Annotated in this window: 24 protein-coding genes and 1 pseudogene; 11 read left to right on the top strand and 14 right to left on the bottom strand. The window is 71.9% G+C overall.

The window, feature by feature from the left end:
• Positions 1-94: 94 nt before the first annotated feature.
• From JNW87_RS11790 to JNW87_RS11765, 6 genes are all read right to left on the bottom strand, one after another.
• On the bottom strand, positions 95-610 hold the full coding sequence (locus JNW87_RS11790; protein WP_109800770.1) for an NUDIX domain-containing protein: 516 nt from the start codon (positions 608-610) through the stop codon (positions 95-97).
• A 148-nt stretch (positions 611-758) separates the two neighbouring features.
• Entirely contained in the window at positions 759-1,400 is a 642-nt protein-coding gene (locus JNW87_RS11785; RefSeq protein ID WP_109800771.1) for an SRPBCC family protein, read from the bottom strand.
• Positions 1,397-1,759, bottom strand: coding sequence for a helix-turn-helix transcriptional regulator (locus JNW87_RS11780; RefSeq protein WP_109800772.1), 363 nt, complete (start codon positions 1,757-1,759; stop codon positions 1,397-1,399). The genes JNW87_RS11785 and JNW87_RS11780 overlap by 4 nt, the downstream gene beginning before the upstream one ends.
• A 223-nt stretch (positions 1,760-1,982) precedes the next feature.
• Positions 1,983-2,654 carry a peptidoglycan recognition family protein gene (locus JNW87_RS11775; protein WP_109800773.1) on the bottom strand — a complete coding sequence of 224 codons (672 nt, stop codon included), beginning with the start codon at positions 2,652-2,654 and terminating at the stop codon, positions 1,983-1,985.
• A 59-nt stretch (positions 2,655-2,713) separates the two neighbouring features.
• Positions 2,714-3,460: a lysozyme gene (locus tag JNW87_RS11770; RefSeq protein WP_201749525.1), complete on the bottom strand. Its 747-nt coding sequence runs from the start codon at positions 3,458-3,460 to the stop codon at positions 2,714-2,716.
• Positions 3,461-3,653: 193 nt separating this feature from the next.
• A complete protein-coding gene (locus JNW87_RS11765; protein WP_238453669.1) occupies positions 3,654-4,085 on the bottom strand; it encodes a hypothetical protein in 432 nt (143 codons plus the stop codon).
• 151 nt (positions 4,086-4,236) lie between these two features.
• Between JNW87_RS11765 and JNW87_RS11760 the strand changes: the two genes are divergently transcribed.
• From JNW87_RS11760 to JNW87_RS11750, 3 genes are read left to right on the top strand one after another with little or no spacing between them, the layout of a single operon-like run.
• The gene (locus tag JNW87_RS11760) at positions 4,237-4,587 is read left to right on the top strand and encodes a YciI family protein (protein WP_109799704.1); all 351 of its coding nucleotides are present in this window, start codon (positions 4,237-4,239) and stop codon (positions 4,585-4,587) included.
• 9 nt (positions 4,588-4,596) lie between these two features.
• A complete protein-coding gene (locus tag JNW87_RS11755) occupies positions 4,597-5,811 on the top strand; it encodes an RNA polymerase sigma factor (RefSeq protein ID WP_109799699.1) in 1,215 nt (404 codons plus the stop codon).
• A complete protein-coding gene (locus tag JNW87_RS11750) occupies positions 5,808-6,611 on the top strand; it encodes an SMP-30/gluconolactonase/LRE family protein (protein WP_238453668.1) in 804 nt (267 codons plus the stop codon). The genes JNW87_RS11755 and JNW87_RS11750 overlap by 4 nt, the downstream gene beginning before the upstream one ends.
• A gap of 45 nt (positions 6,612-6,656) precedes the next feature.
• Here the strand turns inward: JNW87_RS11750 and JNW87_RS11745 are convergent, their stop codons facing one another.
• From JNW87_RS11745 to JNW87_RS11730, 6 genes and pseudogenes are all read right to left on the bottom strand, one after another.
• The gene (locus JNW87_RS11745; protein WP_238453667.1) at positions 6,657-6,863 is read right to left on the bottom strand and encodes a hypothetical protein; all 207 of its coding nucleotides are present in this window, start codon (positions 6,861-6,863) and stop codon (positions 6,657-6,659) included.
• 14 nt (positions 6,864-6,877) lie between these two features.
• Positions 6,878-7,348, bottom strand: a pseudogene (locus JNW87_RS41475) (carboxyl transferase domain-containing protein); the annotation flags it as partial.
• Between the two features lie 29 nt (positions 7,349-7,377).
• Positions 7,378-7,854, bottom strand: a complete 477-nt coding sequence (locus JNW87_RS39425; protein ID WP_309233941.1) for a carboxyl transferase domain-containing protein — start codon at positions 7,852-7,854, stop codon at positions 7,378-7,380.
• A gap of 379 nt (positions 7,855-8,233) precedes the next feature.
• Positions 8,234-8,491: a hypothetical protein gene (locus JNW87_RS39420; protein WP_309233940.1), complete on the bottom strand. Its 258-nt coding sequence runs from the start codon at positions 8,489-8,491 to the stop codon at positions 8,234-8,236.
• Positions 8,464-8,961 carry a TetR/AcrR family transcriptional regulator gene (locus JNW87_RS40590; RefSeq protein ID WP_309233939.1) on the bottom strand — a complete coding sequence of 166 codons (498 nt, stop codon included), beginning with the start codon at positions 8,959-8,961 and terminating at the stop codon, positions 8,464-8,466. Before JNW87_RS40590 ends, JNW87_RS39420 begins: the two co-directional genes overlap by 28 nt.
• The gene (locus JNW87_RS11730) at positions 8,958-10,172 is read right to left on the bottom strand and encodes an acyl-CoA dehydrogenase family protein (RefSeq protein ID WP_109799696.1); all 1,215 of its coding nucleotides are present in this window, start codon (positions 10,170-10,172) and stop codon (positions 8,958-8,960) included. Before JNW87_RS11730 ends, JNW87_RS40590 begins: the two co-directional genes overlap by 4 nt.
• Positions 10,173-10,293: 121 nt before the next feature.
• Between JNW87_RS11730 and JNW87_RS11725 the strand changes: the two genes are divergently transcribed.
• The 4 genes from JNW87_RS11725 (at position 10,294) to JNW87_RS11710 (ending at position 15,937) form a co-directional block, all read left to right on the top strand.
• The gene (locus JNW87_RS11725; RefSeq protein ID WP_236647235.1) at positions 10,294-11,046 is read left to right on the top strand and encodes an SDR family NAD(P)-dependent oxidoreductase; all 753 of its coding nucleotides are present in this window, start codon (positions 10,294-10,296) and stop codon (positions 11,044-11,046) included.
• Between the two features lie 244 nt (positions 11,047-11,290).
• Positions 11,291-12,556: a hypothetical protein gene (locus tag JNW87_RS11720; RefSeq protein ID WP_238453666.1), complete on the top strand. Its 1,266-nt coding sequence runs from the start codon at positions 11,291-11,293 to the stop codon at positions 12,554-12,556.
• Positions 12,553-13,500 (top strand): hypothetical protein, encoded by a 948-nt coding sequence (locus JNW87_RS11715; protein WP_238453665.1) that lies wholly within the window; start codon positions 12,553-12,555, stop codon positions 13,498-13,500. Before JNW87_RS11720 ends, JNW87_RS11715 begins: the two co-directional genes overlap by 4 nt.
• Complete coding sequence (locus JNW87_RS11710) at positions 13,460-15,937, top strand: hypothetical protein (RefSeq protein ID WP_146230949.1); 2,478 nt, start codon at positions 13,460-13,462, stop codon at positions 15,935-15,937. The genes JNW87_RS11715 and JNW87_RS11710 overlap by 41 nt, the downstream gene beginning before the upstream one ends.
• Positions 15,938-16,205: 268 nt before the next feature.
• On the opposite strand, the gene JNW87_RS11705 is transcribed toward JNW87_RS11710, so the two are convergent.
• Positions 16,206-16,418: a hypothetical protein gene (locus JNW87_RS11705; RefSeq protein ID WP_238453664.1), complete on the bottom strand. Its 213-nt coding sequence runs from the start codon at positions 16,416-16,418 to the stop codon at positions 16,206-16,208.
• 1,369 nt (positions 16,419-17,787) lie between these two features.
• Here JNW87_RS11705 and JNW87_RS11700 point away from each other — a divergent pair.
• The 4 genes from JNW87_RS11700 to JNW87_RS11685 all read left to right on the top strand — a co-directional run bounded on the left by JNW87_RS11700 (position 17,788) and on the right by JNW87_RS11685 (position 19,997).
• On the top strand, positions 17,788-18,012 hold the full coding sequence (locus tag JNW87_RS11700; protein WP_109799692.1) for a hypothetical protein: 225 nt from the start codon (positions 17,788-17,790) through the stop codon (positions 18,010-18,012).
• A gap of 219 nt (positions 18,013-18,231) precedes the next feature.
• Positions 18,232-18,435, top strand: a complete 204-nt coding sequence (locus tag JNW87_RS11695) for a cold-shock protein (protein WP_109799691.1) — start codon at positions 18,232-18,234, stop codon at positions 18,433-18,435.
• Between the two features lie 750 nt (positions 18,436-19,185).
• The gene (locus JNW87_RS11690) at positions 19,186-19,419 is read left to right on the top strand and encodes a hypothetical protein (protein ID WP_146230948.1); all 234 of its coding nucleotides are present in this window, start codon (positions 19,186-19,188) and stop codon (positions 19,417-19,419) included.
• 116 nt (positions 19,420-19,535) lie between these two features.
• Positions 19,536-19,997 carry a hypothetical protein gene (locus JNW87_RS11685; protein ID WP_109799689.1) on the top strand — a complete coding sequence of 154 codons (462 nt, stop codon included), beginning with the start codon at positions 19,536-19,538 and terminating at the stop codon, positions 19,995-19,997.
• Positions 19,998-20,451: 454 nt separating this feature from the next.
• On the opposite strand, the gene JNW87_RS11680 is transcribed toward JNW87_RS11685, so the two are convergent.
• Positions 20,452-21,235 (bottom strand): DDE-type integrase/transposase/recombinase (locus JNW87_RS11680; RefSeq protein WP_238453663.1); only part of this gene is annotated, 784 nt, incomplete at its 5' end.

The following is a 21,235-nucleotide window of genomic DNA, read 5'->3' as shown; positions in this document are numbered from 1 at the left end:
GGCTCGGCGACGCTGCATTCCTATTGAGTCAGTAGAATCAGCCGGCGAGTCGCCCGGTGGTGGCGTGGCCCCGTCGGCGCGGTGGCGCAGGGGATCAGACGGCTCGCTGGCCGGCCAGGAAGTCGGCCAGCGCCCGGGTGTGGGTGGAGAAGGCCAGCTCGACCGGCTCGGTGAGGACCAGCCACTCCGTGGCCTCCTCGGTCGGCGCGGACGGCGGCAACTCCTCGGCCGCCCGCTCGGGCAGCACGCCGAAGACCATCATGGTGCCGCCGGCCGGCGCCCCGTGCACCGCGAAGAGCCGGGCCTGCTCGGGCTCGGCCAGCAGGCCGGTCTCCTCGCGCAACTCCCGGACCAGCGCCTCCGACCACTCCTCGCCGTACTCGATGAATCCGCCGGGCAGCGCGAGCTGGCCCCGGGCCGGCTCGATGTCGCGGCGGACCACCACCACGCCCAGGCCGGTCGCCGTGCGTACCGGCAGCAGCGCCACCGCGACCGGCAGCGGGTTGCGCCACACGTTCTGGCCGCAGACCGTGCAGACGCGCGGCCAGCCGGCTCCCGCCAGATAGGCCGCGCCGCAGTACGAGCAGTGCGAGTACGGTGCGCCGGTCACGCCGCAGCACGTTACCCGCCGGGCCGGCGGAACGCTCCCGCCACCCGGCCGCCCCGCTCCCGCAGGATGGCGGGGGCCGCCACCGCGCTGCCGCACCCCGGCCACGGCAAGCGGGGCGACCGGGCTCCCGGGCACCCCGCGCCATGGGTCAGGAGGCCGGAATTCCGGTGTACGCGGCGGTGGTCCGCTGCGCCGCCGCCCGCGCCTCGTCGGCCGGGGTACCGGCCGCCACGCTCGCCTCGCCCCAGCGCTCGCTGCTCAGCGTCATGAACCGGCGGCCCTCGTCGGAGCCCATCCATGCGGCGGCCTGGTCGGGGCTGACTCCGCTGCCGTCGCCCGCCAGGTGGGAGGCCAGGCCGAGCAGGCCCATGTCCCAGCCCACGCCGGTGGCGCCCGGGCCGAACTCGGCCCAGCGCTGGTCGTCCGCGTGCGCGACGTGTTCCAGCTCGAACCGGGTACGCCCCGCGCCCGCCGGGCTGAGCCGTACCTCGATCCAGCTCACCTCGCCGCCGTACTCCCAGGTCGCGGCGAAGCTGTGCGGCGGGTCGCAGCGTTCGACGGTACCGCCGGCGTTCCCCTCCAGCTGATAGCGGCCGCCGAGCCGCAGCTCGCCGGAGATCGGCAGGAACCAGCGGGGGATCCGCTCGGCGCTGGTGCAGGCGTCCCAGACGTCCTCCAGCGGCGCGTCGTACGTCTGGCTGATGATGCTCACGCGCGCCTGCCCGGCGGGCAGCGTACGGCTGCCGACGGTGCGTTCGACGGCGCTGATCTGCCCGGTCACGTCGATCATGGTGTCTTCCTCTCGTCGGGGCCGCCCTCGCGCAGTCGCCGCTCCCGCCGGCCCCGGGCCAGTTCGGTGGCGAGCGCCTCCAGCGGCGGGGTCCAGAATCGGCGGAAATGGTCCAGCCAGGCGTCGACCTGGCGGAGCGGCTGCGGGTCCACCGCGTAGAGGCGGCGGGTGCCCTCGGGTCGTACGGTCGCGAAGCCGTTGTCGCGCAGCACCTTGAGGTGCTGCGACACGGCCGGTTGGGAGATGCCGAACTCCCGCTGGACCGCCGCGCAGATGCTGCCGGCGGTCTGCTCACCCTCGGCCAGGAGCTCCAGGATCCGGCGGCGGACCGGGTCCCCGAGGACGTCGAAGGCGTGCACGACCTCTTTCTATCAGATCGGGCTTATATAAGCGAGCAGTGGCGATGAGCCCGGCTGGCGGGTCGGCCGCGGGGAAGCGGGGTGGGTCCGGACCGCACTACGAAGCTGATGACGCAGACGAATCACCGCGGCTGCGGCCGCGATTCGTTCACGTCATCAGCTTCACAGCGTCGGCGAGGTGCCACTGCCGCGCCGTCGGCGGGCCGGCCCGGGCCGGCCGTGTTCAACCGAGCCGGGCCGCCACCGCGCTGCGCAGCTCGGGGAGCCGGTCGTGCAGCAGTCCCGGGCACTGGGTGTTGTTGAAGTCCTTGTGACCGTAGATCTCGGTGGCCGGGATGAAGTACTGCTGGCAGGTGAACGCGCAGAACGTCACCAGGCTGTCCCAGAGTGCCTGCGGCGGCTGCACGTCGAGGTAGATGCCCTCGTTCTCGATGCCGATGGCCTGGCTGTTCTGACCGACGCAGTGCGCGCCCTGGACCATGGTCTGCCCGTGCAGCAGCCCGTAGAGGCTGCCGTGGCGCCCCTCGGTCAGGTACCCGCCCCGGCTGTTGGTGAAGTGCTGCCCGGAGTCGAGCCAGCCGTTGGTGTCCATGTGCAGGTTCTGAATGTCGCGGGAGTTCTGGTACGCGTGGGCCAGGCTGTAGTCGGTCGAGTTCGGGAACGCGGTGTGGTGGATGATGATCTTGTTGGGGCGGTTCTGCACCACGGTCACCGCCGACGACGGCGGCCGGGCGCCCCAGGTTGCGCAGTTGGCGATCGTCGGCTGGTCGACTCGGGTGGCGATGGCCCGCGCGCTCCGGTCGCCGGTGACCTGGCCGAGGGTGGTGACGCCGGCGGCGGCGCCGAGCAGGACGGCGCCGCGCAGCACGGCCCGCCGGGGTACGGGGACGGACATCGGGACCTCCTCGTCTCAGGGGCGCGGTGGCGGGCCGGGCGGCCCGCCACCGGAGCGGATCAGCAGGGTCCGTTGCAGGCCAGCACCTTGAGCCGGTCCAGGGTGCCGTTCCAGACGTTCTGGTCGCCGGGGAAGACGCCGGAGGAGGCCCACTGCCAGAACGAGTACGTCGGCCAGCCGGCCGGCAGGGTGCCCACCGAGCTGGAGTAGCGGGCGATCCAGAGCGGGTTGTTGGCGGCGAACTGCGAGGTGTTGCCGGTGCAGGTGGTCCACCAGTCGGTCGTGGTGTAGATGGTCGCCCACCGGCCGGTACGCGCGTAGTACTGGTTGACGAACGAGGCGATCCAGCTGCGCATCGAGGCCTGGCTCAGCCCGTAGCAGGTCGAGCCGTACGGGTTGTACTCGATGTCGAGCGCGCCGGGCAGGGTCTTGCCGTCCTTGGACCAGCCGCCGCCGTGGTCGACGAAGTAGTTGGCCTGGGTGGCGCCGCTGGTGGTGTCCGGACGCGCGAAGTGGTACGAGCCCCGGATCATCCCGACGTTGTAGGAGCCGTTGTACTGCTGGGCGAAGTACGGGTTGGTGTAGTAGGTGCCCTCGGTGGCCTTGACATACGCGAACCGGGCGCCGTTGTTCCAGGCGGCGGACCAGTTGACGTTGCCCTGGTGGCTGGAGACGTCCATGCCGGGCAGGCCGGCCGGGGCGGCGCTGGCCGGGGTGGCGCCGAGGGTGGCCGAGGCGGCCAGGGTGACCGTGGCGAGCAGGGCGGCCGCGGCGGTCCGCAGCGCCGATCGAAGGGGACGGTTCATCTTTCCTCCCTGGGGGACGCCGCGGGGGGCGGCGGGAGCAACGAAAGGAACTGTCAGTATTAGGTCACAGGATGAAGATTAACTTCAATAGATATATGGAAGATTTTCTCTGCCATGCGGTGGGTCGGGTCTGGGGCGTGCGGCCGGATCGGACCGGCGCCGCTCAGCCGGCTCTGGCCGGGACCCGCGCAGGTCAGCCGGTCGGCTGCGGCGTCCGGCCGAACCAGTCCCGGGCGGCCTCCGTGCAGAGCAGCGCCACGTACACCAGGGGCCAGAGCAGGTCGACGATGGCCGAGGCCTTCCCACCCGCGACCAGCTTGACGGCCGCCAGCGCGACGCCGAACCCGCAGAGCACCAGCACCGTGCGCCGGGCCCAGCGCCGACCGTGCTGCACGCCCCAGCCCAACCCGACGTAGAGCAGGCCGTACAGGACCAGCGCCCAGGGCGGCAGCAGACTGGAGAACCCGCCGCTGACCCGGGCGCCGACCAGGCCGTACAGGAGGGTCAGCCCGCCGCCGATGTAGAGCAGGATGGCGGCGGCCAGGACCGGACCCGGCGCCTTCCCGGCGGGCGGTCGGCCGCCCGGCTCGGGCTGATGGTCGGGGTCGGGCGTCGGTACGGACATGATCGGCATCCAAGCACAGCCGGCCGCTTGGCGCGGGCCCCGCGAAGACGACCGACATCAACCTCGGTCGGCGTGTCGATCCGGCGGCGGCCCGTTCGTGTGGAGGGTGAAGGGGCCGGCGAAGGCCCGGCCGCCGGGCGAGGAGGACACCGTGAAGCAGTACCTGATCAGCATGTACCAGCCGGCGGGCGAGGGGATGCCCGACCCGGAGTTCCTGGCCGGGGTGATGCGCAAGGTCGACGCCATCCACGACGAGCTGGTCGAGGCCGGGTCGTGGGTCTTCGGCAACGGTCTGCACGCTCCGGAGACGGCCACCGTGCTGCGCCCGAAGGGGGAGGAGGTGCTGGTCACCGACGGGCCCTACATCGAGGGCAAGGAGTACCTCGGCGGTTTCACCATCATCACCGCGCCGGACCTGGACGCCGCCCTGGAGTGGGGCCGCCGGTACGCCCTGGCGACCACCCTGCCGATCGAGGTGCGCCCGTTCCAGGGGGAGGTCTGACCGCCGCCCATGCCCACCGACGTCGAGCGGGTGTTCCGCGCGGAGTACGGCCGCGCGGTCGCCGTCCTGATCCGCGTCCTCGGCGACATCGACCTCGCCGAGGAGGCGGTCCAGGAGGCGTTCACCACGGCCGTCGGCCGCTGGCCGGTCGACGGAGTGCCACCGAGTCCCGCCGGCTGGATCATCACCACCGCCCGGAACCGGGCGGTCGACCGGCTGCGCCGTGAGGCCACCCGGGCCGACCGGCACGCGCAGGCCGCACTCCTGTACGCCCGCGACGCACCGGCCGAGGAGGGACCCGTGCGCGACGACCGGCTCCGCCTGATCTTCACCTGCTGCCACCCGGCGCTGGGCGCCGCCGCCCGGGTCGCGCTGACCCTGCGGCTGCTCGGCGGCCTGAGCACCGCCGAGATCGCCCGCGCCTTCCTGGTGGCGGAGCCGACCATGGCCCAGCGCCTGGTCCGGGCCAAGGCGAAGATCCGGGACGCCGGGATCCCGTACCGGGTGCCCCGCGACGCGGACCTGCCCGACCGGCTCCGGGCCGTGCTGGCCGTGGTCTACCTGATCTTCAACGAGGGGCACACCGCCAGCTCGGGGGAGCGGCTGGTCCGCGACGAGCTGTGCGCCGAGGCGGTCCGGCTGGCCCGGCTGCTCGCCGAGCTGATGCCGGACGAGCCGGAGGCGCTGGGGCTGCTCGCGTTGCTGCTGCTCACCGAGGCGCGCCGGCCCGCCCGTACCGGACCCGACGGCGCTCTGGTGCCGCTGGCCGAGCAGAACCGCGACCGGTGGGACCGCGAGCTGATCGCCGAGGGGCAGACGCTGGTCCGCCGCTGCCTGCGGCGGGACCGGCCCGGGCCGTACCAGATCCAGGCGGCGATCAACGCGGTGCACAGCGACGCGGCGACCGCCGCCGACACCGACTGGGGCCAGATCGTGGCGCTCTACGACCAGCTGATGACCGTCGCCCCCGGCCCGGTGGTCGCGCTCAACCGGGCGGTCGCGGTGGCCGACGTGGCCGGACCGGCCGCCGCGCTCGTCCTGGTCGACGGCCTCGACCTGGCCGGGTACCACGTGTTCCACGCCGTCCGCGCCGACCTGCTGCGCCGGCTGGGCCGCACCGGGGAGGCCGCCCGGGCGTACGACGCGGCGATCGCGCGCACCGACAACACCGCCGAGCGGGCGCACCTGCGGCGGGCCCGTGACCTGATGGGGAGGCACCGATGACGGCACCACGCGTACTGGTGGACGGACTGGCCTTCGGGGAGTCGCCCCGCTGGCACGACGGGCGGCTCTGGCTCGCCGACTGGGGTGCCGGGGAGGTGCTGACGGTCGACGCCGACGGCCGGACCGAGGTGGCGGCCCGGGTCGACGGCCTGCCGATCTGCCTCGACTGGCTGCCCGACGGCCGGCTGTTGGTCGTCGCCGGCGGGGCCGGTCGGCTGCTGCGCCGGGAGCCGGACGGCACGCTGGTCGGCCACGCCGACCTGCGGTCGCTGGTGGCGCACCCGTGGAACGAGGTGGTGACGGACGCCCGGGGCAACGCGTACGTCAACACCATCGGGTTCGACTTCCCCGGCGGCGAGTTCGCGCCGGGCGCGATCGCCCTGGTCCCGCCCGACGGGCCACCCCGGCTGGTGGCCGACGGTCTCGCCTTCCCCAACGGCATGGTGCTCACGCCGGACGGCGGCACCCTGATCGTCGCCGAGTCGTACGCCGCCCGGCTCACCGCGTACGACGTGGCCGCCGACGGCGCGCTGACCGGTCGGCGGGTCTGGGCGGCGATCCCCGACGCCGCGCCCGACGGCATCTGCCTCGATGCCGAGGGCGCCGTCTGGTACGGCGACGTGCCGAACGCTGCGCGGTGCGGGTGGCCGAGGGTGGCCGGGTGCTGGACCGAATCGACCTGGACCGGGGCTGCTTCGCGTGCGCGCTCGGCGGCCCGGACGGGCGCACCCTGTTCCTGGTGGCGATGGAGTGGGGCCCGGGCGCGCTGGCGGGCGGGCCGCGCACCGGTCAGGTGCTGACCAGCACCGCGGCGGCACCGGCGGCGGGCTGAGCGCCGCACCCGGTCAGAACAGCGCCGCGACGGGCCGGTCCCGGGTGTCGGCGGGGTCGACGACGTCGTCGAGTTCGAAGCTCGCCGCGGCCGAGAGCGCCCGCCCCCGGTCGTAGGCGTCGGCGACCAGCTCGTCGTACCGGCGTCGGCGCTCGTCCTCGTCGGGGATCTCGGCCAGCTCCCGGCGGTGACCGAGCCGCACCGCGCCTTCCAGGCCCATGGCGCGACCTCGCCGGTCGGCCAGGCCAGCGTGAGGCGGGTGGCGTGGAAGCCGCCGCCGGCCATCGCCATGGCGCCGAGGCCGTACGCCTTGCGCAGCACCACCGCCACCAGCGGGGTACGCAGCGACGCGCCGGCCGTGAACAGGTCGCCCACCGCGCGCACCAGCCCGGTCCGTTCGGCGTCGGGGCCGACCATGATCCCCGGGGTGTCGCAGAGGCTCACCACGGGCAGGCCCAGCCGCTCGCAGAGTCGCAGGAACCGGGTGGCCTTGCCGGCGGCGGTGGCGTCGATCGCCCCGGCCCGATGCAGCGGATTGTTGGCGATCACCCCCACCGGCCGCCCGTCGAGGCGGGCGAGGGCCGTCACCAGGGACCGGCCGTGCCGCTCCCGCAGTTCGAGCACCGAGTCGACGTCGAAGAGCAGGCGCAACACGCCCCGCACGTCGTAGGCGCGGCGCCGGTTCTCCGGCAGCACGTCGCGCAGCCGGCGCTGGTCCTCGTGCCGGCCGTCCGTCAGCGTCCCGCCCGCGTGGCCGAGGACGCGCCGGGCCAGGCGGACCGCGTCGCGTCGTCGGCCGCGGCGAGGTCGACGGCGCCGCTGGCCAGGTGCACGTGGAGTGGGCCGACGTCCCGCGGCGCGACCGCGCCGAGCCCGGCGGCCTCCACCATGGCCGGTCCGCCCATGCCGATGCTGGCCCCCGCGACGCCGATGGTGACGTCGCACATGCCCAGCAGCGCCGCGTTGCCGGCGAAGCAGTACCCGGCCGCGATCCCGACCCGCAGCGACCGCAGCCGGGCCAGCGACGCGAAGGTGGTCAGCTCCAGACCGGCCACGGTCGGATGGTCGGTGTCGCTCGGCCGGCCGCCGCCGCCCTCGGCGAAGACCACGACCGGCAGCCCGTCCCGCGCGGCGACGTCGAGGAGCCGGTCGGTCTTGCGGTGACCGGTGACGCCCTGGGTGCCGGCGAGGACGCTGTAGTCGTACGCCACCGCGGCGACCCGGGTACGCCGACCCGGCCGACGCCGACGACGACGCCGTCGGCGGGGGTCGCCGCGGCGAGGTCCGCGAGCGGCCGCCGGGACCGCTGCGCCGCCACGGCCAGCCCGCCGTACTCCAGCCAGCTGCCGTCATCGATCAGGTCCGCGAGATTCTCCCGTACGGTGCGCCGCCCGGCCGCGTGCCGCTTCGCCGCCGCCTCGGCGCGGGCCGCGTCGTGGAGCCCGGCCTGGCGCTGGAGCACCTCGGCCAGCTCGGCCCGGACGGGTTCCCCGCCGGGCCCGGTCGGCTTCGCTGGGGCGGCCGAGCCGGCCGCGGCGGGCGGCTCCACACTGTCCCGCGCCGCGGGCGGCGCGGGGCGCTCCTCGTCGCTCACCCGTTCCTGCCCGGGCTCTGCCGGGGCCGTGGCGCGCCACCCTCGGCGGGGCGCGCGTCCGTTGGTCGCTCCGCGAGGTGGGGCGCCACCGGGTCCGGTCCGGGCGGGCGCAGGCCGCCGAGGAACAGCGCGACGAGCTGGTGGCCGACCTCCGCGAAGGTCAGCGGGCCGTCGGGGTGGAACCAGGTGTGCGTGTTGCCCAGGGCGCTGAGGAACGCGTGGGTGATCACGGTGGCGGAGAGGTCGGTGCGCACGCCCCGCTGGCCTGCCCCTCGCGGACCAGGTCGCGGAACAGGTCGTGGTAGCGCCGCCGCTCCCGGCGGGTCGCCTCGGCCTGCTCGTCGTCGAGCAGGTGCGCCGACCTGGCCCAGACGGTCAGCTCGTCGGCGTGCTCGGCGGTGTGCTCCACGACGTCGAGGGCGGCCGCGCGCAGCCGCTCCTCGACCGGCCCACTGCCGTCGGCGATCTCCCGCAGCCGCTGGGTCTGCTCGGCGAGCAGTTCCCGGTAGATGCTGGTGAGCAGCTCGGACTTCGACCCGAACCAGTGGTACAGGGCGCCCTTGGTGACCTCGGCCGCGGCCACGATCTCCTGCACGCTGGTCGCCTCGTAGCCGCGGCGGGCGAAGAGTTCGGTGGCCGCCGCGACGATGCTGCGCCGGGCCGAGCCGCGCGGCGCCCGCCGCCGCCCGGCCGGGGTGGTCGGCTCGGTGGTCGTGACGGTCACCGCGACTCCAGCTGCCGGCGGATCTCGCGCCGGGCGACGTCGCGTACGTGCACCTCGTCGGGGCCGTCGGCGATGCGCAGCGTACGGGCGCCGGCGTACATCGCGGCGAGCGGGACGTCGTCGGAGACCCCGGCGCCGCCGTGCACCTGGATCGCCCGGTCGAGCACCTCCAGGGCGACCCGGGGGGCGATCACCTTGATGGCGGCGATCTCGGTGCGCGCGCCCTTGGCGCCGTACTTGTCGATCATCCAGGCGGCCTTGAGGGTGAGCAGGCGGGCCTGCTCGATCGCCATCCGGGACTCGGCAATCTGCTGCTGCACCACGCCCTGCTCGGCCAGCGTCCGGCCGAAGGCGACCCGGCCGGCGGCGCGGTGCACCATCAGGCTCAGCGCGCGCTCGGCCAGGCCGATGGCGCGCATGCAGTGGTGGATGCGGCCGGGGCCGAGCCGGGCCTGGGCGAGGGCGAAGCCGCCGCCCTCCTCGCCGAGCAGGTACGACGCCGGCACCCGGACGTCGGTGAAGACGACCTCGCCGTGCCCGTGCTGGTCGTGGTAGCCGAAGACCGGCAGCGAGCGGACCACCTCGACGCCGGGAGTGTCCACCGGCACCAGGATCATCGACTGCTGCCGGTGGGTGTCGGCCGACGGGTCCGTCTTGCCCATCACGATCATGATCTGGCAGCGCGGGTCGGCGATGCCGGTGGTCCACCACTTGCGGCCGTTGATGACGTACGAGTCTCCGTCGCGCTCGATCCGGGTGGAGATGTTGGTGGCGTCGCTGGAGGCGACGTCCGGCTCGGTCATCGCGAAGGCCGACCGGATCTCGCCGGCGAGCAGCGGGCGCAGCCAGCGCTCCTGCTGCTCGGCGGTGCCGAACATGTGCAGGATCTCCATGTTGCCGGTGTCCGGCGCCGCGCAGTTGGTGGCCTCCGAGGCGAGCTCGATGGAGCGGCCCATCAGCTCGGCGAGTGGGGCGTACTCCAGGTTGGTCAGGCCGGAGACGGCGGGCAGGAAGAGGTTCCACAGTCCTCGACGGCGGGCCTCGGCCTTGAGGTCCTCGACGACGGCGGGCAGGTGGTGGAGTTTCCCGGCCGCCGCGAGCTCGGCCCGCTGCGCCGCGTAGACCGGCTCGGCCGGGTGGACGTGGTCGTCCATGAACTCCTGGAGCCGCTTGAGGTGCTCGGCGGCGCGTGCGGTCGGTTCGAAGTCCATGGCTGCCCTCCCATTGACGCGCATGGCGGCGGCTCGCTACCGTCGCCGGACGCCGAACATACCGGCTGGTCGGTATGGCGTCCAGGGCACGGCGAGCGTGAGGAGCACCAGGGTGAGCGTGATGGACCGGTTCCGCCTCGACGGGAAGGTCGCCGTGGTGACCGGCGCCTCCTCCGGCCTGGGGGTGTCGTTCGCCCGCGCGCTCGCCGAGGCCGGTGCCGACGTGGTGCTCGGCGCCCGCCGGGTGGAGCGACTGCCGGGGACGGGCGCGCTGGTCGAGGCGGCCGGCCGCCGGTACGCGGCCCGCGCCACCGACGTCAGCCGGCCCGAGGACTGCGAGGCGCTGATCGCCACCGCCGTCGAGCACTTCGGACGGGTGGACGTGCTGGTCAACAACGCGGGCGTGGGCACCGCCGTCCCCGCCAGCCGGGAGACGCCGGACCAGTTCCGCTCCGTCGTCGACGTCAACCTGATGGGCAGCTACTGGATGGCGCAGGCCTTCGCCCGGGCCGCCACGAACGGCGGGGCCATCGTCAACATCTCCAGCGTCATCGGCCTGCGCCCCGGCGGCATCCCGCAGGCCGCGTACGCCTCCAGCAAGGCCGGCGTCATCGGGCTGACCCGAGACCTGGCCGCGCAGTGGACCGGCCGTAAGGGCATCCGGGTCAACTGCATCGCCCCCGGCTTCTTCCAGTCCGAGATGAGCGACCAGTTGGAGCCGGGCACCTTCGAGATGGTCAAGGCGCTGGCGCCGGCCGGCCGCCTCGGCGAGCACGAGGAGCTGGCCGCCACGCTGATCTGGCTGGTCAGCGACGCCTCGTCCTATGTGACCGGAGTGACCGTGCCCGTCGACGGCGGCCTCGTCATGCCTTGACGCCTGCTGGCGGAGGGCGTGGACCGGCTGCACGTGGCTCGATGTACCGCGATTCGCCGCACAGGAGGAGCAGGATCCTGCACGGCAAGTGCAATAACCGTGGCCGGCGGGTTGGGCAGACGAGGACGCCAGAGCTCGCCGGCGACCAGGTTTTCGTAGCGCTCGAAATCCTCTCAACGGGCCCTGACCTGGCTAGTGTCGGGATTGGCCCCACCTACGTGCCACGCCCTTCCCAGGGGCCTTCATGGGGGTCGCCATGTGGCGCTACCGAGGGTTGGTCGTCGTACTCCTCCTCGTCGGAGCGCTGCTCGGCGTTCCCGGGCGCGCCGATGCCGCCCTTGCTCCTCCGCCCAACGACGCCTTCGCCGACGCCCAGGTCGTCACCGGCACCTCGGGCAGCGTCGACGGCAACATCGCCGGTGCCACCACCGAGCCGGGGGAGCCGGGCGGCGACACGGCGCAGCCGTCCATCTGGTACCGCTGGACGGCACCGCAGTCGGGCCTGTACCGGTTCGACGCCACGACGGGCGTGTTCAAGCCCGGCATGGCTGTCTACACGGGGACCTTGCTCTCCACCCTCCAACGGCCGGCGACGGACTGGTGCCCGCCGACGGCGTACGACGGCGCGGTCTACGTGCTCCCGGCGACCGCCGGCACCAGCTACGTCCTCTCCCTGACCGGCTATTCCGCCAACGTGGCGCCGGGCGCCACCACCCTGCGGTGGGGTCCGCACGCCCGGCCGGCGAACGACGCCTTCGCCGCCGCAACCGTGGTGACCACCCTCGAACCGGTGCTGGCGGGGGACAACTGCGCCGCGACCGCCGAATCCGGCGAACCGCTGGACGAGTACACCAGCCGGCGGACGGTGTGGTTCTCCTGGGCGCCTGGCGTCACCGTCCGGGAGGCGGTGCGCGATGTTCCACAGCACCTCATCGTCACCGTGTACACCGGATCGTCGCCCGGCGCGCTGACCCGGGTCGCACGCAGCGCCAGCGTCCACGGGGAGTACGGCACCGAGTTCACGGCCCCGGCTGGGACCACCTACCGCATCCAGGTGGACAGCCAGGGCAGCCCCCCGTTCGGGATCGTCGGCCCGCAGCCGCCGTTCCGGGTCTCGATGATCAAGCTCCCGCACTGCAACGACGCCTTCTCCTGTGCCATTGGCCTCACGTCCGGGGTGCCGCTCCCGTTGAGCGGCAGCGAACTGACCGACAACATCGGGGCGACCGCCGAGGCGGGGGAGCCGGCGCACGCCGGCTCGACCGCCAGTCACTCGTTGTGGTGGCAGCTCACGCCGCCGGTGGGAGCGACCGTCACGGTCTCCACGGCCGGGTCGGGCATCGACACCGTCCTCGCCGTCTACACCGGCGCGACCGTCGACGCGCTCACCGGGGTGGTCGCGGACGACGACTCGGCGGGCGCGGCGCGAGCCGGGTGTCGTTCCCGGGCGTCGGCGGCCGGACGTACTTCGTGGCGGTCGACGGCAGGTCCGGCGCGTCCGGGCAGGTGAAGATCACGTGGCAGTTGGACATCCCGGCACCCCCCAACGACATGTTCGCCGCCGCCACCGTCATCAGCGGCGCCCAGGGCACCTCGAAGTCGTACACCTGGTCGGCCACGAAGGAAGCGGGCGAACCGGCGCATGAGGGCGTCCCGGGCGGACGGTCGGTGTGGTGGCGTCACACCGCGTCGGCCGCAGGCCGGCTGCACCCGGTGGCCAGCGGCGACTACACCACCCTGTCGGTCTACCGCGGGTCCACGGTCGGCGCGTTGACCCGCGTCACGGGTGCCCGGCAGGCCGGGCTCGCGCCGATCGTGCTCGACGTCGACCTCCTCGCGGGGGAAACGTACTCCATCGCGGTCGACGTGACCGACCTCGTGTACGGCCCGGACATCGCGGAGCTGACCTGGTCGCTGTTCCCGCCGCGGCCGCTTAACGACTACGTCGCGAACGCGACGCCGATCAGCGGGTCGAGCGGCGCCGTCGACGGCCACGACGTGGGCGGGACCACATCCGAGGTGGACGAGCCGCTCGACTCCTCGGTGTTCTACCGCTGGACCGCCCCGTCCAGCGGGCTCTACGTCTTCGACACGATCACCGGCGACTTCGACACCCAGCTGTGGATCTACCACGGCTGGGGGACCTCGCTGGCACCGCTGCCGCCCGTGACCATCAACGACAACGCCGTCACGCTGCGGGACGACCCCGACGACTTCCGCGGCGTGGTCGGGGCCGACCACACCAGCGCCGGCCGGATTCTCCGCGGTCGCCGGGCAGGTCTACACCATCCTGCTGGCCGGCCCCGCGAACATGCAGGGCCGCTTCCGGCTGCGCTGGGCATCGGCCGTCTCGTGGCGCCCGCCGAACGACGCCTTCGCCGCGGCGCAGGCCCTCACCGGCGGTTCCGGGTCGGTGAGCGGGCGGCTGTCGGACAGCACCGTCGAGGCCGGTGAACCGGGTGAGGCGTACGGCTCGATCTGGTACACCTGGACCGCACCGGCCAGCGGCCCGGTCCGGTTCTGGACCGGCGCCGATCCGGCCCGGCACCCCCTGTTGTCGGTCTACGCCGGCAGCACACTGTCCGCGCTCACCCTGCTCGGCGAGAACGGGTACGGGATCGGCACCCCCGGATCCCGGCTCGACCTCACGGTGACGGCGGGCACGACGTACCGGATCCGGCTGGCCGGCTGGGACGGCTCCTCCGTCCAGTGGCCGGGCACCGCGACGCTGAGGTGGGGACCGCCGCCACCCGCACCCGCCAACGATGCGTTCGCCGCGGCGACGGCCATCTCGGGTGCCACGGGCAGCGTCGACGGCAACTCGGAATGGGCCACCCGCGAGCCCGACGAGCCGACGGGCAACGGCTGGCCGGTCGCCTCCGTCTGGTACCGGTGGACCGCGCCGTCCAGCGGCAGCGTGTCCTTCTGGGTCACCGACGGCGAGCTGTATCCGATGGTCGGCGTGTACACCGGCGGCGCCGTAAACGCCTTGACCGGAGCCGAGCAGGTCTCGTCCGGCGACGAGCAGGTCCACCCCGGTGCGCGCGTCACCGTCCGGGTGACAGCCGGCACGACCTACGCGATCCAGGTACAGGGCTCGGACTACGTGAACGGCCCGTTCCGGATGCGGTGGAGCATGCTGCGACCGCCGCACGACGACCTCGCCTCGGCGGTCCCGCTCTCCGGCCGGGAGGGCGTCTCCCCGGCCGGCGACTGGTCCGCCACCACCCTCCGCGCCACCGCCGAAGCGGCCGAGCCGCGGCACGACCCGGACCGCGCCCCGGCAGCGACCGTCTGGTTCCGGTGGACGGCACCGGCGTCGGGACCGGTGACCTTCGAGGTCGGCGAGGCCAACACGACGAACATGTTCGCCGTGTACACCGGGACCGGGTACGGATCGCTGACCCAGCTCGGGCGCACCGGGTGGGAGACCTGGCACGACCTGCGGTTCGACGCGGTCGGCGGCACCACCTACCTGATCGTCGCCGACGGCGGTCCGTACGGCGGCGGCGCCCTGCGACTGCGCTGGTCGCAGTACACCGACCCGAGCAGGCCGAGCGGAAGCCTGGTCATCGACGGCGGCGCGAGCGCGACCGCCCAGCGGCTGGTGACGCTGACGCTGAACGCCACCGACAACGCCCGGGTCACCGGCGTCCGGGTGTCCAACTCCCCGGCGGTCGACGCCTGGAGCGACCCGAGCGGCAACGGCGGCACCCAGTCGGTGCTCAGGAACGCCGAGGACCTCGACGGCAACCCGGCCACGGCCACCTGGTCGCTGACCGATCTCTACCGCGGCGGCACCAACGACGGCGGCACCAAGACGGTGTACGCGCAGTGGCGTGACGAGCAGGGCAACTGGTCGCCCGTGGCGAGCGACACCATCGTGGCGAACCTGCCGGCGATCGGGGACACCCAGGCCCCGACGGGCTCGGTGACGATCAACTCCGGAACGTCCTACACGACGAGCACCTCGGTGTCGTTGAGCATGCCGGCGTCGGACACCGGGACGGGTGTCTCGCAGGTGCGCATCGCCAACCGCGCCGACACCTCCGGTGGCCTGCTCACCTACGGCGCGGTCCGCGAGTGGACCGCCACCCCGCAGTCGTGGTCGCTCGCCGACTCCGCCTACGGCGGCTCCCCGGCCAACGGGAGCCGCCGGGTGTACGTGCAGTTCCGCGACGGGGCCGGCAACTGGTCGCCGGTCTACTCCGACACCATCGTGCTGGACACCGTCGCCCCCGCCGTCAAGGCTCCCGCCGCGGTGCCGGCGACCTCCAGCCAGGTGACCAGCAGCGTGCCGACCCGGGTGACCTGGTCGGCGACGGACGCGACCAGCGGCGTGGCCGCCTACCAGCTCCAGCAGAGCCTGGACGGCGGAACATGGACCAGCATCACCCTCCCGACGGCCCTCACCACCACCGTCGTCCGGACGTTGGCGCCCGCTCACACCTACCGCTTCCGGGCCCGGTCGAGCGACCACGCCGGCCTGTGGAGCGGCTGGCAGTACGGCCCCGTGCTGACCCCGGCCCTCTACCAGGAGACCTCCACCTCGTTGACCTGGTCCGGGACCTGGACCCGGACAGCGCTGACCGGCGCCTCCGGCGGCTACGTCCGGTACTCCACCCAGGCCGGCGCCCGCGCGACGTTCACCGCCAGCACCCGTGCCGTCGGGTGGGTCGCGGCCCGCGGACCCAGCCGCGGCAAGGCGACCGTGTACGTCGACGGAACCGCGGTGGCGACCGTGGACCTTTACGCCTCCACGGTCCAGCCGCCGACGGTGGTCTACGCGTACTCGTGGGCGGCGACCGGCACCCACACCGTCGTCATCTCCGTGGCGGGAACGAGCGGGCGACCACGAGTGGACGTCGACGCCATCGTCTCGCTGCGCTGACCGACCCGGCGCACAGCATTCCGGCACGCGCGGGCCCTGGCGTACGTGCGGGCACCGGCTCATCCGCCGGCGGGCCTTCGTCTGCGGCCGCCCTTAGCGATCGCTGTGGCACGCCGGTGCCACCCATCGACGGCCTTCCGCAGCTCACCCGGCTCCAGATGCCACTCCTGCTCCCGCACGGGCAACCGTCGCAGCGTTGTCAGGAGGTGGTCGACCTGGCCGATCATGCCGCCGCGCCGCTTGGCCGCCATGGTCCGGCCCGAGTCGGTCAGGAAGAACCGCCGCTGAGATGTCGAGATGAGGCCGACGCCAGCAGCCGGCGCACGGCTTGCTCGATCTCGTTCTCCAGCAGGATCGCGTGGTTGATGGCGTCCCCGGCGGCGACCACCTCAGTGAGGGAGGAACCCTCATCTCGGCCGAGCACCATGATGGCGGCCAGGACCCACGCGTCGGACCGCGCCCACTCCGCTGAGCCCTCCATCCGAGCAGTGTCTCACCGCCGGTAACGGCGAATCGCCGGGCCGGGCACAGCGGACGCGCGGAAAGCGGCAGATCCGGATACCCGGTTGTGTTGATCGGCTCAACGTCAGCGTTTCGATGCGCTCGGTCGTTGGAGCAGGTAGAGTCGCTGCCCCCAGACAACTTCGGTGCTCGCCGCAGATTAGGCGACGTTGTTGGTGCGCCATTCGCCAGCGCCGTGCGGGCATCCGCGCTGGTCAGGAAGCCTGTACGGTCGGTGAAGGCGTCGCGGAACGCCGGGTAGTACTCGTGCAGCAGCGATTCGCAGCGCGGCGGGCTGCGTCAATCCAGGGAGCTACGGTGATCGCAGGGGCGCGAGCTGCACGGTCCAAGTCCGGGCTGTCCCCACGACCGCAATTGCCTGGCAGAGGAGGTCGCAGCCCAGCTCCGGACTTCCTTCTGCGAAGCCGCGGTTGATGAAGCTGATCGCTCTCGGGTGGTCACCCGCTTCAAGAGCATTCTCCAGCCCGGTGGCCAAGACCGCGGCGAGCGCGGCGTGAAAACTGTCTGCCCCTCTTTCGCGGAGGGTCTTGGCGGGCTCGCGCAATGGTGACGGAGGGACCGTGGGCGGGGCTAACACGAAAGTCATGTCCTTCTCCTGTGGTGTGTCGGTGTTGCTCGGTCAGGCCAGCCAGATTGGCGCCCACCTGCCGCAGCCGTGCCGCAACGGCCTCGTGGTACCGCCTGGGCGGGATTGGCTGATTGTTGCCGGCAAGGTAGCGGCTGATGACCCGGGCATGATCGCTGACGGGACGCCAACGCGTCGTTGTGCCTGGGGCAGACGTTTCCCGAAGGCCGCCTGAAGGGGATGACCCGCCACTGGACGCCAGCCATGCCTCCGATCATGATGGTTTGCCTCACGGCGTCGCTGGTCGTCGCCTGTAACGGACGCGGCGTTGTCCGTCAGCACACCGAAGTGTCGGTGGCGATCGGATGGTCTGCCAACGCTCGGCCCTCAAACCTCGAAGTTGTCCTGTGGACACTGCCGAGACCTGGGCAGCACGCCCGGTAGGCGCTGGCCCGCCAACGATGTTGACGAACTGATCCACCACCCACTCTACGCGCACTACACGCAGCGGTGCCGCTGCCAGCTCAGGGAGCTGACTCAAGCGATGAATGTGGCTCCCTCTCGGCGAGGATCGACACGACCTCGTCTCGTGTCCATTGTCACGTCCGCCCGGGTGTGGTCCATCGTCCGAGCCTCGCCTGTGTCGGCGACCTGCGACCTACAGCAGCGGTTGCACGTCGGTACATCTGGCTGCGCGAGTCGACCGAGGAGCCCGCGGCAGCGCCACTGCACCTGGCATCCCCACTCGACTAGCTTCTACGACATGGCAACTACGGTGCTACGCGTCCGGCTCATCGGCGGCGACCGCATGGACCTCACGTACGACAAACCGGACGTCTCCGACGAGGACGAGCTTGTGGAACACGTGATCTCGACACTGGCGCAGGATTCGGGAGTGCTGCGCACTAAACACGGTGATCGGCTCGTCGTAGTCTATGGCCGAGGCGTCGCAGCGATCGAAGTTGAGCCTCGCGGTGCAGTGCTGTGACGGAGGCCGCGCGCATGGGGCTGGCGGCGAGCGCCGGACTCTGTGTTATGGTTGCCCGGTTGCAGTTTTGATTTCCGTAGACGTTTCCGGCGCCTGATGGGTTAACCAAAACCCATCCAGGTGCTTTTTTCGTTTCGTGTCGTTTCCGGCGCGGGTGATCAACGCGGTGGCGCGCGAGTCCGCACAGTGCGGTCTCCAACAGCCCGCGAAGGAGCAGACATGGCTACAGGTACCGTGAAGTGGTTCAACGGCGACAAGGGCTTCGGCTTCATCAGCCAGGACGGCGGCGGCGCCGACGTTTTCGCCCATTTCTCGGCGATCTCCGCGAGCGGCTTCCGCAGCCTCGCTGAGAACCAGCGGGTGGAGTTCGACATCACCCAGGGCCCGAAGGGCCCGCAGGCGTCAAATATCCGCTCGCTCTGATCCACGCTTTGCCGCGGCGGCCTGACTGGTTCAGCGGGCCGTCGTTCGGCGTTTCATCTATCATCATTTGTTCAGGTTCGTTTTTGCGATGTCCCGTGGCCTGCGGCCCGTGCCTTCTTTGCGACGTGCCGTTCGAGGAAGGCATAGCATGACCGTGATCACCACGTCACCGCACACCCGACGCCCACCCGGCGACGGTCCCCGGCGGGTTCAGCCGCGACCGGCACCCGGTTGCCGGCGCTCCGCGTTTCCGGAGCCTGACCCCTGCTGCGGCCTGCGGTTGCATGGCACAGTTTCTTGCTCCGTCCACCGCGGAAGAAGAGAAGCCCGCACCTCGTGCATCCGACTGCGGTGAGGTGGCGATGCATCGATTGCGCCACCCGTTCACCGTCGCAGCCGACACGACGCCACATCGAACGACAGTAAAGATGGCCGCCCAGGTAGTGTGAGCTCATAGAACAACTGCCGGCGATACCTGCAGTTGTTCCCACCTGCCACCACGGGTAGCCCCATCACGTAGGTCACGAACGGAACCAGCCACAACAGGAGCGCTTCTGGACCCGCAGACGGCCCGGACATGTTGACCGCGCCTGCCGGTTGCCGGAGGGTTGAGAACGGACCTCGTGCACACCGCAAGCCGTGTGATCGCCCATCGGGCCGGATAGATCTGCGGGGATGACTTCACAAGATGAGATGTCCTGCCGGCAACGGAGGGCAGCGGCGATGCACGCCACTGCGGAGCAGTTAGAAATGGCCGAAGCCATCCTGCACCGCAGCGCCGAAGAATCACCGGACCCGGCCACCACCACGCGGTTGCACGCCCTGGGCGACGAGGTGACCGCGCGGTCACACAGGCCATCGACCGGCGCGCAGACTTGTTCACAGAGCCAGGCGTCGAGCGCGGCGATACCCGGCGCATCGCAGAACATGCTGCCCGCGAACTCAATGACGAGCCCGGTCGTGTCGTGGCCGGGGAGAACGTAGTGAACCGCGCCGCTGAGTGAATCAAGGTTGCCCCCGTCTCCCGCGCCCAGCCGGCAGCACTGTGGACCGCGCCGCCTACGCGGCCGGAGTTCCCGTCACCGCCACCATGCCGACCGATGATCTCTCTCGCATGCGTTGGTAGGCGCGGTCACCACCGACAGAGATTTAGAACCGAATGGGCCGCGCTCACCCTCGCATCCCTGCTCACCTGCCTGGTGGCGGATGGTGCGGCGGGCGTTTCTCTACGGCGCGGATCGGGTCTGCTCGTCGCGCTCGCCACGCTGCCCCTGCTGCTGTGTCTCTTCGGCACCGTGCGGGCCTGGTTCTTCGACGAGGACGACCTCGACAACGAACCGAACTGGATTGTGCCGGTGGTGTTCGTCTCGCTCTTCCTCGCCGGCCCGATCAGCTTCGAGCTGCCCAGTGCATACCTCCAGACGTTCGGCGACCGGTGGCCGTCGTGGTCACCTCCGGTGAGGCCACTCCCGGCAGCTACCAGAGGGTGCGCGTCGCCGACGTCGCCAGTGGCGAGGAGGTGGGCAGGATGGCCCTACCACGCCGCGCATGATCTGCAGTAACGCGAACGCCGGTCGCCATAGCGCCACGAGGAGACCCGTCGGAACCGGACCTGGCCGACCTCGACGGTGTGCTGGAGCGCGCGGACCACGGTGATGGGTCCGACGACGCCGGCGGCGACTGAGGCTGCGGGCCGCAACGACTATCGCCTGGACATCCACCCGCACCACCGGCTGGAAACCCGAAGACGCACGCTCATCGGCTAGATCTGCACCAGTGATCAACGCGCGGATCTCGGCAAGAGCTTGCACGGCATGGTGGCGAGCCGCGCTAACCGTGCGTGACGACGCTCGGGCGGCCGACGCGCACGACCGGCGGCATGAGCTCATCCGGCTCGTGAGCGCCACCCTGCGGTAGTAGTGACGATGTGAGCGGTCACCGCGTCCGGATCGACGAGTTGATGTAGGTGTCCGCCGGGAACCCGGAACTTGTCAAGGTCGGTGGGACCAGTGGGTGTTACGCCGCTTGGGGTAGTGGTTGATCGGTTGCTGGTTCGGGTGGGTTGATCCAGACGGTGTCTGGCAGGTGTAGCGCTTTGGGTCTGGGTCGGGTGGAGAAGCGTTCGGGGTGCGCGGTCCAGGCGGTGTCGAGGGTGTGGGTGCGTTGCTTCTGCTGGGCTGCGGCGTGGCCGTAGTGGACGTCGGCGGGGGTGTGCAGGCCGATGCCGGCGTGGTGGTGTTCGTGGTTGTACCAGTGGAAGAACGTGTCGCAGTACGCGCGGGCGTCGGCCAGTGACCCGAAGCGTTCGGGGAACGTGGGGTGGTACTTCACGGTCTTGAACGCGGCTTCGGAGAACGGGTTGTCGTTGCTGACCCGTGGCCGTGAGTGCGAGCGGGTGACGTGCAGGTCGGCGAGCAGCGTCGCGACGCGTTTGGAGGTCATGGAGGTGCCGCGGTCGGCGTGCACGACCTGCGGGACGCCGTGGGTGGTGATGATCTCGGTGATGAAGTCGTGGGCGATCTCGGCGCTCTCGGTGGCGGCGACGTGGTGCCCGAGGATGTACCGCGACCAGATGTCGATCATGACGTAGGCGTCGTAGTACACGCCCTTGGTCGGGCCGGCCAGTTTCGTGATGTCCCAGGTGAACACCTGCCCTGGGCCGGTGGCGGTCAGCTCCGGGCGTGCTCGGGTGGGGTGTCGGGCCTGGCGGCGCCGGTCGACGACCTGGTTGTCGGCGCGCAGGATGCGGTAGAGGGTGGAGATCGAGGCCAGGTAGACGCCTTCGTCGAGCAGCGTCGCG

The sequence above is a fragment of the Micromonospora sp. ATA51 genome (assembly GCF_016802855.1).
Lineage (GTDB): Bacteria > Actinomycetota > Actinomycetes > Mycobacteriales > Micromonosporaceae > Micromonospora > Micromonospora sicca.
This window is presented reverse-complemented; position numbering and strand designations above follow the sequence as displayed.